The 12,451-nt window shown below is 65.3% G+C and carries 13 protein-coding genes and 1 pseudogene; 4 read left to right on the top strand and 10 right to left on the bottom strand.

Translation table 11 applies throughout. From position 1 onward, the window contains the following. Positions 1-79: 79 nt before the first annotated feature. The 4 genes from ASG63_RS16735 to ASG63_RS16720 form a co-directional block, all read right to left on the bottom strand. The gene (locus tag ASG63_RS16735; RefSeq protein ID WP_056218739.1) at positions 80-736 is read right to left on the bottom strand and encodes an SOS response-associated peptidase; all 657 of its coding nucleotides are present in this window, start codon (positions 734-736) and stop codon (positions 80-82) included. Positions 737-739: 3 nt separating this feature from the next. Then, positions 740-1,048: a hypothetical protein gene (locus ASG63_RS16730; protein WP_244476371.1), complete on the bottom strand. Its 309-nt coding sequence runs from the start codon at positions 1,046-1,048 to the stop codon at positions 740-742. Beyond that, complete coding sequence (locus tag ASG63_RS16725) at positions 1,008-1,217, bottom strand: hypothetical protein (protein WP_056218733.1); 210 nt, start codon at positions 1,215-1,217, stop codon at positions 1,008-1,010. The genes ASG63_RS16730 and ASG63_RS16725 overlap by 41 nt, the downstream gene beginning before the upstream one ends. Before the next feature lie 337 nt (positions 1,218-1,554). Further along, on the bottom strand, positions 1,555-1,815 hold the full coding sequence (locus tag ASG63_RS16720; protein WP_056218729.1) for a hypothetical protein: 261 nt from the start codon (positions 1,813-1,815) through the stop codon (positions 1,555-1,557). Positions 1,816-2,159: 344 nt separating this feature from the next. Between ASG63_RS16720 and ASG63_RS16715 the strand changes: the two genes are divergently transcribed. Next, a complete protein-coding gene (locus tag ASG63_RS16715) occupies positions 2,160-2,351 on the top strand; it encodes a hypothetical protein (protein ID WP_056218727.1) in 192 nt (63 codons plus the stop codon). A 384-nt stretch (positions 2,352-2,735) separates the two neighbouring features. Here ASG63_RS16715 and ASG63_RS16710 read toward each other — a convergent pair whose 3' ends face one another. From ASG63_RS16710 to ASG63_RS27075, 3 genes and pseudogenes are all read right to left on the bottom strand, one after another. Beyond that, positions 2,736-2,954: a hypothetical protein gene (locus ASG63_RS16710; RefSeq protein WP_056218723.1), complete on the bottom strand. Its 219-nt coding sequence runs from the start codon at positions 2,952-2,954 to the stop codon at positions 2,736-2,738. A gap of 361 nt (positions 2,955-3,315) precedes the next feature. Beyond that, positions 3,316-3,882, bottom strand: a complete 567-nt coding sequence (locus ASG63_RS16705; RefSeq protein ID WP_082559352.1) for a PilZ domain-containing protein — start codon at positions 3,880-3,882, stop codon at positions 3,316-3,318. Between the two features lie 648 nt (positions 3,883-4,530). After that, positions 4,531-4,708: pseudogene (locus ASG63_RS27075) on the bottom strand (recombinase family protein); the annotation flags it as partial. A gap of 978 nt (positions 4,709-5,686) precedes the next feature. Here ASG63_RS27075 and ASG63_RS16700 point away from each other — a divergent pair. Together ASG63_RS16700 and ASG63_RS25420 are read left to right on the top strand one after the other, a co-directional pair. Continuing rightward, positions 5,687-6,658 (top strand): alpha/beta fold hydrolase, encoded by a 972-nt coding sequence (locus tag ASG63_RS16700; RefSeq protein ID WP_056218715.1) that lies wholly within the window; start codon positions 5,687-5,689, stop codon positions 6,656-6,658. Between the two features lie 24 nt (positions 6,659-6,682). Continuing rightward, entirely contained in the window at positions 6,683-6,982 is a 300-nt protein-coding gene (locus tag ASG63_RS25420; RefSeq protein ID WP_156394225.1) for a hypothetical protein, read from the top strand. A 788-nt stretch (positions 6,983-7,770) separates the two neighbouring features. Here the strand turns inward: ASG63_RS25420 and ASG63_RS16690 are convergent. The 3 genes from ASG63_RS16690 to ASG63_RS16680 all read right to left on the bottom strand — a co-directional run bounded on the left by ASG63_RS16690 (position 7,771) and on the right by ASG63_RS16680 (position 11,130). Then, positions 7,771-8,805 carry an efflux RND transporter periplasmic adaptor subunit gene (locus tag ASG63_RS16690; RefSeq protein WP_056218709.1) on the bottom strand — a complete coding sequence of 345 codons (1,035 nt, stop codon included), beginning with the start codon at positions 8,803-8,805 and terminating at the stop codon, positions 7,771-7,773. Further along, positions 8,789-10,489 (bottom strand): ABC transporter transmembrane domain-containing protein, encoded by a 1,701-nt coding sequence (locus tag ASG63_RS16685; RefSeq protein WP_056218706.1) that lies wholly within the window; start codon positions 10,487-10,489, stop codon positions 8,789-8,791. The genes ASG63_RS16690 and ASG63_RS16685 overlap by 17 nt, the downstream gene beginning before the upstream one ends. A gap of 359 nt (positions 10,490-10,848) precedes the next feature. After that, entirely contained in the window at positions 10,849-11,130 is a 282-nt protein-coding gene (locus tag ASG63_RS16680; protein ID WP_056218704.1) for a hypothetical protein, read from the bottom strand. Positions 11,131-11,484: 354 nt separating this feature from the next. On the opposite strand from ASG63_RS16680, the gene ASG63_RS16675 reads away from it, so the two are divergent. Continuing rightward, positions 11,485-12,381 carry a LysR substrate-binding domain-containing protein gene (locus tag ASG63_RS16675; RefSeq protein WP_056218700.1) on the top strand — a complete coding sequence of 299 codons (897 nt, stop codon included), beginning with the start codon at positions 11,485-11,487 and terminating at the stop codon, positions 12,379-12,381. Positions 12,382-12,451 lie beyond the last annotated feature (70 nt).

Here is a 12,451-nt window from a genome sequence, read left to right as displayed (position 1 = left end):
CGTCTTTAATCTGATTTGCTTGTTTGGCAGCTAAGTTAATCAAATGACAAGGTAGGAATTTGCGAAGCCGCTCGATTTTTCACTCTGCCGGATCCTTTCGAGATCCCGTCGCCACGATCCGCATCATCGCATCCGGCAGGGGACGCTGAAGCTCCAGCGCAATCTCGGTCGGGGCCGCGAGCCAGGTGCTCCACGCCTCCGGCGTCGTCAGCAGCACCGGCATGGCCTTCGGGTGGACCGGGCCGACGATACCGTTGGCCTCGCAGGTCAGGAAGGAGAACAGGTGGTGCTCTTCCTCGATGCGGTCGGGGTTCTCGGCCTTCGTGCCGCGCACCCCCGTCCAGGGGCGCCAGATGCCGGCGAACGCAAACAGCGGCCGGTCCTCGCCGAGAGCGAACCAGGTCGGCGTCTTTCGCGGCTTGGTGTCGGCGTACTCGCTGAACGAGGAGACCGGTACCAAGCAGCGGTACTCCGGCTTCAGCCAGGGCCGCCAGTGCGGGCTCTTCACGTTGCGCACGTTGGTCACAGGATGCTCGCCGAACGACTTCGGGCCCGGGATGCCCCAGCGCAACATCTCCAGGACGCGTTCGCCGTCCTCGGTCACGCGCACGATGGGCGCGCGCTGATCGGGGAAGATGCCCGGCAGCGGCGGCAGGTTGCCGGTACGATCGACCGACACGCCGAAGGAAGCGCGGATCTCGGCCTGGGGCGTAACCAGGCTGTAGAGGTTGCACATGGCTCAGGTCCTCGACGGCAGCCCCGCGGGTTCAGGCCCACCCGTGGTGTCGAGCTTGGCCCGGCACGTCATGCCGTAGACGTTGGGGGTCCGGCTTCCAACCTCGCGCTGGAAGCGGCAGGTTTGCGTGAGGGCCAGGTACACGTCCAGCACCGAGGCATGCGCGCCGAAGCGCTGGCGCAGTCGCTCGATCACATAGGATCCGCGCCGTCCGCAGGGACTGCACAGGAGGACGATGCGTTCGGCGCGGACATCGCACAGGCGCTCCACGTCAGGTGCCCCGACCGGGTCCGGCACCGCGAACGTAGCCATAGGAGATCCGCCGTTCGGCCGTGGCCAGCTTCGCCTCCAAGCTCAGGATGTCCTCGATGGCCTGCAGCAGGGCCCGGCGGGCATCGCCACCGGCCGCTTCTGCGTAGGCCAGAGCGATCATCTCGGCCTCGCTCATGGACGCCATCTCGGCGATCTGCGTTGCGGTCATGGGTCTTGCCCCCCCTTCAGTACAAAGCAGGAACATTCTGGACGGGCGCGGGTCAAACGCTTTGTGGACGACCTGTGCAGACCGGGGACAGAGGGCAGAAACGCCTTGCCAGGGGGAGCGTCACGCTTCGCTTCGAAAAGCTGTCAAGCATAGCAAGAGACCCGCCGCGGCCAGGGCCAGGCGGGTCTCGAAGGCATATCCGTAGGGCTCGGCCTTTACAGGCTCAAGGAGGCGTTGGCCGAGCCGACGATGCTGCAGACGATGCCACCCGCGAAGGCAGCGATCATCGCGGTGGAGAAGCCTTTCAGCAGCATGGGAGTCTCCGTCGCGAGCCCAATCAGCAGCGGTTTCCGCCCGAGGTCTGGCCGTATTGCTGGGTGGGGAAGTTCTGCTGGTTGGCGTTGCCCTCGGCGGCCGAGCTCATCGGACAACCGAGATAGGCCGGAGGACGGCGCACATCGTTGACCGAGCCCGTGGTCTCGACGTCGTAGGGTGCGAACGACGTGTAGCGAGAGGGGCTGTCATAGGCCATGGCGGACGAGATCGGAGCAACGCCAAGGACAAGGGCGGTGGCGAGGGCGGCGATACGGGTCTTCATTAAAGCTTACGAGCTCCTTCACAGTACGAACCAATGTCTTAGTTCGTTTCTCTCTGTGTCTGAAACCAATATGGGGAGCCGTTTTCATTCTTGACGTGCCAGGGGACACGCACTGCACCGGATTAAAACTGAGCGTCGCAAATCCGGCCTCGGCTGGTCAGGCACGGGGCACCGAAGAGACATCCCAAGGCGTTGCATTTGATAGAGGTATACCAGAGACATTGCCTGAGCGGACGTTTCCGATCCAGGATCCAGGCTGCCCCACTTGGCCACCTGTGATCCGATCCGGGCTACGATCTCGCAAATGCCAACCCCATATCCCGGTCGAGAGCGGAGACGATGTCGTGTTCACAGTGAAGGGGATTGATCCGAGTGGCAGGGTGATGACCTTCGCCTGCGGCACGGACGAACAGGCGATGGAGAAGACGTGGGAGCTGCGGCGGCGAGGCTTTCGGGACGTCGTGGTCGTCGATCCCAAAGGCAAGGAGCTCGGCGATGGGGCGTTCGAGCGCTCCCTGGAGATCGACTGGGAATGAGCCGCGTGGCAGGCGGGTTACCCGGTGCGTGGCTCTAGCGCGTGCAGTCAGGCGCGACGCCACCGCATCGCGGCGAGCGTGCCCTCGATCTGCCCTCGCATTCATAGGTTCGCCATCGAACGCTCCCCCCGGCTGCCGAGGGCATGAAGGGTTGCCATGGGCTCGTTCCGATGCGCCTCGCCCCGGGCGATCACGTCATCGCGTACCTCGACCGTCTCCGCGGGCAACCCGTTCGTATGCCCTCCCCGTTCAGGCATCTCGGCTTTGGCCGCCGTCGGCACGACATGGAACGCCCGGGAGGCCTTTTGGCTTGCGCGGGAACGACCGGCTTCACGAGCCTCGATCAGTCGAACTGGTGGTCGAATGGTGCGGTCCCCCCGACAGTCAGCCCGTGCGCCGCCCCTGTTCGGCCTCTGCGCGCCAGGCATCGCACTCGCGCTCGGCCTGCGCCAGTCGGAGACGCAGGGCCTCGTTCGCGGCGTGCTGTTCACCCGCGTCGACCGCCAGCTCGACGCATTGGTCCTGAACCTCCGCGAGTTGCCGGCGCAGCTCCGCATTCTCGATGACCACGGCAAGGAAATCGGCGCTGCGCTGGTCGCTCATTCCGTCCCCTATCACACCCATCCTGGGGCGGCGGGTCTATCTCAGCTCGCTGAACGCCACCACCCGGGACAGCGCGGCCCCCGGCCGCGGATCCCTGCCGCGCGATGCACGATGGCCTCGTACCGATCCACGGACTCCCTCAGGAGATCGCCCAGGCGAGCACCAGCATGCCGCCGAGGAACATCCCATAGGTGGCCATCACGGCGACGACTTCGCGATGCTGCCGGAGGACGGAATGGGAAGCGAGGAGCATGACACGGGACCAGAAGCTGGAATGCCCCCTCTTCTGATCCAAGACCCCTCCTGAGGCGAGACCTTCGGCCTGCGGAACGAACGAGAAACATCGCTCGTGGTGCGGCGGTCACAAAGCCGCCGAACGACGGCCTTGCCCCTTGCTGAAGGGAGGCGCCAAGAGCTTTGCGGTCGAGGCCGGTATCAGAGCCGCGCTGGTGCTGCGAAGCGCTTCCCGAGATTGATCAAACGGATCCGGCAAGGGCTCGATATACGCCCAGCCCATGGCGTTGCGCCGCTCGATCAGATCCATCACCGCGTCGACGGCACGACGAAGACGCACCCGGGTCATCGTGGCTTCGCTGTCCAGGGCTGGGTTGAGCGCTTCGAAGACGAGGTCTTCCTTGAACGCGGTCTCGATGAGGATTTCCTCTATCTCATGACGAACAGGATCAAGGAATTCGATGCCATAGCCGTCCGCTTCTCGCCGGGCGATGCGACACGCACGGGGTAGGCTGCTCAAGCCGATCGCAAGATCGAAATTTGCCGGGATGGGCGCGTTCTTCGGCGTACGCACGAAGCTTCCGTGAGTGGAGATATCTGTGATGAGGCAAGGAATAGGGTTACTTGAGAGCGGAACGAAGATCCTCGCCTCCAGATTGCATTGCTGTCTTTTGAATCGCCGCCGATCGGGCATCTACTATACCATTTTGTTGCATTAATACATCAAACTCGAGCCAATATCCCGATTGCCGGGTTAACAAACAATGAAATTACCCGGGAAAAGAATTTTGTGTCTATGCGGAACTTCCTGTGAGACATTGGGTAGATGCAAATCTAGTACGGGCCCTGAAGAGATCACCTAAAGCTCTGCACCTGAACAAGGTATACCAGTGCCGACGCTGTTGCTCGGGTCGATCGGGATTCATGAGGCTGCGCTGGCCAAAGGCCGAACGGTCCCGGGTCGCGTTGTTCGTCGTGTCGCGATCGCCGGTGGTCAGGATCACGCGTGTGGTTCGTACGGTACCCAGAGCATCGTCGGCCCCACTCGCCGGACAGACGAAGCGCCCTGCCCCGTCACGCCAGGAGCCCTCCCCTCCGTCCCACCAGCGCCCATCCGTTAGATGGAAGACGCGCCGTCCATGCGGACGGGCGCAGACCTCGCAACGTCCCTTGGCTCGCTCGAAACGGATCACGGCCGAGAGATGCGGCCAGTCGGTGGGGTAGACGAAGCGGTGCTCGCGCCGGATCCGCTACGTCTGCCTCGCTGCGGGGGCGGGCCTGGAGGAACTCGCTGAAGAGCGTGTCCCGGCTGACCCCGAGGCGCGTGGCGATGGCCGCGATCGAGAGAGTCGATGGTGCGCATCATCTGGACGAGCGAGCGTCCAGACGACGAGCACGTCGGTGGGGCGGAGTGAGGCGAGGGCCGCCTCGAACTCGGGGCCCTTGATCCCGGCCTTATCGAACGTCTTCTCCTCGAGCAGGCACTCGCAGCCGGCTCGTGTCAGCGCATCACGCTGCAGGTCGAGGGTCGAGACGAGGGCATATCGGGATAGTGATTCCGGTACGTTTCATCCGCAATGGAAATCCAATCCTATATTTCCCGACAGAGATGGGGCGTCTCAAGGGTGCGTAGATTGGGCCCGGCAAGGGTAATCGGAAAACAATCGGATCTTCGACATCCCGGCCATTCGAGCGAATGTCTAGTGCTTTCTGGGGTTCATCATCGAGGTTCCATCGCAACCAATCACCCTGCGATCAGTTTCTTGTGATCAGCACCTCCGAACGCGTCTGCGCCGTTCCCGGCTGATCCAAGGACATCGACATGCGGGCTTTAAAGGCGATGACGATCGCCGCGCTGGTTCTGAACCCAGCCCTTGCACGCGCTCAAGGCGCATTGAGTCAGCCCACGCCCGATAGCAGCGGCGGAACCGGTAGACCTGCGAACCTATGCACGGAACTCGTTGCCTTCGTGAAACAGCCCGAGGCCGCGACAAAGGCCGCGGAGGCACCGCCACAGCTCGCTACGGCGGTGACGGCCAAGAAGAGTGACGATACGTCAGCGAAGCCCTCAGCTCCGGGCACGCCCCAGAACACCTCGGGTCAGAGCGGGCAGATCACGGCCTCCGGACCGGGTGCGGCTGGTCCCCAGGGTGAGGCGCAGAACAAGGCCGCTCCGGCAGGCTCCACGGCCACGGCATCGGGACCTGCGAAGGTCGCGTCTGCGACGGTCCCGGCTGCGCCCGCGGCTCCCAAACCTTCCGCCGAGAACGTGCAGCAGATCGAGAGCGCGGCGGGCACGAACGACATCCAGGGTTGCCGAGCCGCTGCTCAGACCATGCGGCGGGCCGGCGTCGTGATGCCAGGGCCACTCCTGGCTCTCGCCGCGATGGCACCCCGGCTCCTGGAAACCGCCCCTCGTCCCTGAGAACGCTCGACCCCCATCGCACGCGCACCGTCTCCTCGATCAGGGAGCCACTTTCACCACAGAGGATCACACTATGACGCGCCGCTCGACCACGCCCTGGCTGGTTCCCGCTCTCATCGGGTCTGCTGCTGCTCTTGGTGCATCCGCGCTGTTTGCGGTCGTGAGCGCCCGCGAAGCCGAGCGGCGCACGCCGCCCATCGGCGACTTCATGACCGTGGATGGTGTGCGCTTGCACTACATCGTCCGAGGCCACGGTCAGCCCTTGGTGCTGATCCACGGCAACGGTACGATGATCCAGGACTTCCTGGTCAGCGGGATCGTGGACGAACTCGCCAAGCGCTACCGGGTCATCATCTTCGACCGGCCGGGCTATGGCTACAGCAGCCGGCCCCGCGGGATCTGGACCCCGCGGGCTCATGCGACGTTGTACGAAAAGGCTCTGGAGCGGCTTGGCGTCTCGAACGCGGTGGTCCTTGGGCACTCCTGGGGCAGCCTTGTCGCCATCGCCCTGGCGCTGCAGGCGCCAAGCCTCGTGCGGAGTCTCGTCTTGGCTTCGGGCTACTACTACCCGACGCTGCGGGCCGATTTGATCCTGGCTTCACCCCCGGCGATCCCCGGCATCGGGGACGTCCTGCGCTACACCGTATCGCCACTCGTTGGTCGGGCTCTCATGCCGGGCATGATCAAGGGGATGTTCGCGCCGGCTCGTGTGCCGGAGCGGTTTGATCGGGAGTTCCCCAAAGAGATGATGCTGCGACCTCTGCAGCTCCGAGCTTCCGCTGAGGATGCTGCGTTGATGACCCCGGTGACGGTCGAACTGCAGGCGCACTACCGCGAACTCAAATTGCCCGTCGTCATCATCGCCGGGGCCGACGATCAGATCGCAGATGTCGGACGTCAATCCGAGCGATTGCACCACGCCTTGCCTCAGAGCGAATTCATCGTCGTCCCAGGCATGGGCCACATGATCCATCATCTCGCGCCAAAGCAGGTCGTTCAGGCCATCGACCGCGCGTTCGAGATGGCACGCGGCGACCGTGTGTAGTCAGAAAGGGCGGGACGAATTCGCATGGCACACTACATCGCAATCGAGAGAGCTACGGGCCGCGTCTACGGCGATACGGCACGCTTTGGTCAAGCCGGGAACGTGGCCTCCCCGGATGATGCGGTCTTTCTCTTTGACCGCCATCATGGCCGTGCGGCTCGCGGGTTTGGTCACGTCGGGCCAACGAGCACGGCGGCAAGCTATGACGTCTATGAGATCCAGCCGTCCGGCTCTCATGCTCCGACGGCCAGCGAGGCTGGAGCACATGCCCTCGTGAAGGACCACGGATCGTGGGTGGTCGCGCTCGTCAGCTACAATTCCTGACGAGCCTAGGACCGCGCAATCGATCTCGTCACGGAAAAGGCCAGAAACGCACTGGCTCCGACGGAAAGAGCTGCGATCACCAACAAATCGACGTCCGGCTCAAGCCACTTCAAGCCGGCCCCGATGTGCCAGGCATGAAGCCAGAAGCCGCTGATGGGAAGTGCAAGCACCGCTGTCGTCACAAGGTAGATGCGCCACCTGAACATCCGGCGAGCCTACGCCTGATCACGTGGAAGCGCTATTCCCGCAACATGTTACGCCTGTCCCACGCATGGCGAAGCCGGTCAGCGCGACAGGCGAGCAAGGCTCCCGCTCCCATCGGACCAACCGGCTTCAGTCGTACAGTATTGCGGCCGGCCGTGTCGGCCAGCAGCGTGATCGGCTCGGACCGAGGCAAACACCCCATCTCCGATCTGACAGATGCAGTTTCGGTCAAGGTGGTTAAAGCTTCCTTACCCGTCACCGGAAGACCGCGAACCGAAACGGTGGGCCTTCGCGTTTCAGGCCAGCCTGAAGGTCGGCTGACAGCCGCCTCGGCGACGTCTGATGTCGGAACGACCGCTGTTTCCCGACATCGTTGCCGTCCGGTGTGCGTATGACCCCATCGTGACGCGGGCCATCCGCATTCGACCCACCCCTGCCCTTCAACGTCCTTGAGGCGATGCTCGGAAGCAGGCGTTCGACACCCCATCCGGGATCGGAATCCTCGAACGCAGGAACCGCGCGGATGGCCGCCATCGGCCTTCCGACCATCGGGGAAGACAACGGGCGTACAGTTCGACGGCGTCTCATCTTGTCGCCTCCTGCCCCTCGCGACCGGGCCTGCGGAATTCCAGCGGGAAGTTGTTTAGGACGCGCCAGAGTTCGTAGCCGACCGTCACCGTCTCCATCTGGATCCAGCCGCGCACCTTGGCGCCCAGGGGAATGAACGCGACGTCCGGCCAGGCGATCTTGCCGGGTGCCGGCTCCACCAGGACCCGGAACAGGCCGTTCGGCTGAGCCGAGGGGTCGATCATCCGAACCTGCCCATCGAACAGGCCGTGGGCCACCGATGGCCAGCCGCTGAACTGAATGGCCGGCCAGCCCTCGAAGGCGAGGCGCACGGGCTGCCCGGGCCGGATCAGGGCCACGTCGCGGCCATCGACCATCAGTTCCACCACGCGCGTGGAGGCGTGCGGAGCTAGGGTGGCGAGGATGTCCCCGGCATTGACCAGGGTCGCTCCGGCCGCCGCATTGATATGCAGGATCCGCCCATCGCGTGGTGCGCGCACCAGCTGCGCCGCCTGACGGTTCGCCGTCACATCCAGGCGATTCAGCTTCCCCCTGACCTCGGCCAGCCGCACGCGGCGCTCCGCGACACGGATCTGCGCGGCCTCGAAGTTGCGCCGCGTCACGAAGCCCTTGTCCGCCGCCTCCCGGGTCTGGCTGACCTCGCTCTCGGCCACCCGCACCGCCTGTTCGGCGGCCGCGATCTCGGCCTCGATCTGCTCCCGCTCGGCCCCGAGCCGCTGAAGCAGGAAGGGGTCGTTGTCGGCCAGCCGTGCGATCGGATCGCCCGCCCGGACCCTTTGGCCATCCTCCACGTACCAGTGCTCGACCCGCCCTTGGACGAGGGCCGTGATCGTCTGCACGCGGTCGGCCGGGTTGGGCGCGATCACGCGGCCCGTTCCGGCCGAGGTCTGGACCCAGGGCACGGTGAGGAGGATCAGCGCCGCCAGGACGAGGCCGATACCGAGCATCCAGGCGAGCGCGAGGGCGGCACGGGGCGGGCGGATCGCGGTCAGCGTCGGGAAGTGATGCAGGTGTTCAGGCCGCGACAGCACGGGACGTCTCCTTGTCGTTGGCGCGGGCGAGCAGGCCCGCGGGATCCGCGAACCGGACCTGGTCGCGCCTGCAGAGCCAGAGATAGCCGTCGTAGGCCTGTGTCTCGGGACGTTGGGTGAAGTGCAGAACGGTCGTGCCCGCCTGGCGCAGGGCCACCAGAGCCGCCGCGACGTGTTCGGGCGCCACGAGGTCGTAGAGGGTACTCAGGATCAGGAGCTTGGGGGGCCGCGCCACCGCCGCGGCCAGCTTCAGGGCCATGATCTCGCGGGTCGAGAGCGGCCAGCCCGAGGACGAGAGCGGGGTGTCGAGGCCCTGCGGCAGGTGCAGGATGCGCTCCGACAGACCGAGGCGGTCGAGGCAATCCTGGGTCGTGGCTCCTCCCTGGTCGTCCGCGAGGGCGAGGTAGGCGCGGATCGTGGTCTCGACGAGCGTCGGACGGTCGAGAACCAGGATCTCGGAGCGCAGGCGGTACATCTCGAAGGAGGCGATGTCGGCCCCGCCGATCATCACCAACCCGCGCCGCGGCTGCACCGAGCGCTTGAGCAGCGCGGCCACCGCTTGCTCGACCTGCGCCTCCGCGGTGACGGCGATCTGCTCGCCGCTGCCGACGGCGAAGTCCAGGCGCCCGCCCTCGACCTCGACGTCGCGTAGGCGAAGGGAGCCGGTCGCCGGCACCGCCCCCGTCCGCGCGAAGTCGTTCTCCTGCTCGATGTCGTAGAACAGCGACAGTTCGTGCAGCGCGGCCACGAGGTCGTAGAAGCTCTCCAGGAAGGAGCCGAGCTGCGAGATGCCGTAGAACACTCCCGACAGGACGAGTTCGGCCGCCACGAGCTGCCCGATCGAGAGCTGGCCCTGCAGGATCAGCCATCCGCCCAGCGCCAGCAGGGCCGCGCTGGCAACGGCGTAGACCGTAAGGCAGCCGAGGGTCTGCGCGAAGGTGTGACCGAAGTGGCGGCGGTGCGCCCGCACATAGGCGGCCGTCACGGCTTCCGAGCGCTGCAGGGCGAAGTCGAGGTGGCGGCTGCTCTTGTAGAACCCGTTCGAGCCGCCCACGATCTCCAGCCAGCGGGCGGTGTCGTGCTTGGCGTGGCTGAGCCGCACACCCGAGCGGATCGCCGGGCCGGCCCAGACCAGCCACAGGAACAGCAGCGCGCCGACGAGGACCCCGTTAAAGGCCAGGAAGAAAGGGTGGTAGAAGCTCGTCAGGATCAGGCCGAGCGTCGATTGGAGGACGATGGCAAAGCCGCCGATCAGAAGGTGCGGCACCGCCCTCTGGACCGTCATGAGGTCGAAGAACCGATTGAACAGGTCGCCCCGCTGGGCGTCGTCGAAGAACGGATTGCGGGCGTGGACCGCGCGCAGGGTGATCTCCGCCACGATGCGGCCGAAGACGCGCCGCTCGAACAGCGCCATGAGGTAGACCCGGGCGGCGCTGAGCGCCGCCGCGATCGCCAGCAGGAGCAGGAGAAGTCCGGACAGCACGAACAGGGGCGCCGGCAGCGCGGTGTTCGCGACCGAATTGATCAGCAACTGGACCGAGATGGGCGTGGCAAGGCCCAGGAGGGCGATGGCGGCCCCGTAGACGACCGCCATCCAGACGTATCCGGCCTCCGGCTTCAGGAGGCGTCCGATCAGCTTGCAGGCCTTTGCCAAGGTCAGCGGTGTGTGCGGCGGCCCGATCATGGTTCACATCGTTCCAGGGTGGCGCACGCAGCCGCTCGCGATCCGCGGCCGGCCAGTGCTCGGATTTCGGATGAGGACGGCGCAGCCTTCGCCCCGGCTGCGCGTCCGCGCGGACTCGACCGATCCGCTCTGCAACGGGCGGTCGGCTGGGCGCCTGACGGGCGCCTCGCACTCCAGGCAGCCGCGGGAAAAGCGGTCCTGCCGGATGCAGGGCTATGCGGGGGTCTTGGAACGCGTGTGCGGCGGGCGCCCGCGTAGCGGTTCGCCAGAGCCTGTCGGCTTTGGCGAACCGAGGGGGTCTGGCCGGCGGCCCACGGGGTCAGCGTCGTCCACCGGCCCATGGGCCGGTGGCAGGGGCGTCAGCAGCGATAACCACCCGAGACCTGGCCGTACTGCTGGACCGGAAAGTTCTGCTGATTGGCGTTCCCTTCCTGAGCCGAACTCCGCCGGCAACCGTATGCGCTGTAGCCCTGATCTTTCGGCAGCGTGATCGCGCCGGTGACCAGACCGTCCCAGGTGGTGGGGGGAAGGGGGCGCTGCTGCGGACCGACCCGGTAGTCGGCCATCGCCACCGAGGTCGCCCCGGCGACACCGAGGGCGACCACGAACGTCGCAGCAAAGGTCTTCATCACGGCTTTCATGGCTCATCTCCATTGCTTGGGCTTGGGACACGCGAACCGGTGGGTTCGCGTGATTGGGCTGGGGCTCGAAGCGGCCTCTGTCCGCCGCATCGGTCCCGTGCTGCCACAACAGAGATTTGGATAAGCCCAGGCAATCAACAATGTCTCCGCCACAATGCAAAGCATTGCGTTTTCAAATGGAGCGATCACCGCCGCTTAAGATACGGCAGAAGTCATTGTATTCAAAATACCCACAAGCATACACTTCAGTCTTCATGTGCGATACGTCACACGGGAGCTGAATTCGGTCAATCTGCCCAGCGAGACTTTGTCCCAGCTTCTTGTACGGCGAATGAAGGCCTCGACATCAAAGGGATGCCGATGCCATCGCTCCCCTTCGATCTCGATCTTCTGCGCACCTTCGTGGCCATCGTCGACAATGGCAGCTTCACCCGCGCCGCCCGGCGCATGGAGCTGACCCAGTCGACGGTCTCCCTGCAGATCAAGCGGCTGGAGGAGGGCCTTGGACAACGCCTGTTCGACCGGGATGGTCGGGAATTGCAGTTGACGCCCGAAGGCGAGGTTCTGCTGACGTATGCGCGGCAGATGCTGAAGCTCGGGAGCGAGGTCCTTTCTCGCATCGTCGAACCGGATGTGCGGGGCGTGGTTCGGCTGGGCACACCCGAGGATTTCGCCACCGTGCACCTATCGGACATCCTGGCCCGCTTCGCGCGGGCCCACCCTCAGGTCGCGCTGGAGGTATGCTGCGACTTCACCGTGAACCTGCTCGACGATTTCTCGAAGGGCCGCTATGACCTGATGCTGTTCAAGCGCGAGCCCCAGGGGTCCGGCGGCGGCACGAAGGTCTGGCGGGAAATCCTCGACTGGGCCGCATCGCCCCGCCTCCTCACGGAAGCCAGCGATCCGGTGCCGCTCGTCCTTCCGCCTTCGCCCGACGTGTACCGCCGGCGCGCCTTGTCCGCGCTGGATGCGAGCGGACGCCCCTGGCGCGTGGTCTACACGAGCCAGAGCCTGGCGGACCTTCAAGCGGCGGTTCAGGCGGGACTCGGTGTCACCGTGCTGCCGACCGAGATGATCCCGGCGGGACTGGTCTCGGTCGGCAATCGCCTACGATTGCCGAAGCTGCCGGACACCGAGATCGTCCTTTACCGGGCGCCCGGCCCCCTCTCACCGGCTGCAGAACTCCTGTCGTCCACGATCATCGCTGCGCTGGAGCGGCACGCGACCTGCCAGGAAACAGTCGCTTTGTAGCGTCGCCGTTCCGGCAACACTGTCGTCCTGCGAACACCGCAGGTGGTCCGAGACGTCCCGAAACAGGGCT

The sequence above is a fragment of the Methylobacterium sp. Leaf94 genome (assembly GCF_001426045.1).
In the GTDB taxonomy this organism is placed as follows: Bacteria; Pseudomonadota; Alphaproteobacteria; order Rhizobiales; family Beijerinckiaceae; genus Methylobacterium.
This window is presented reverse-complemented; position numbering and strand designations above follow the sequence as displayed.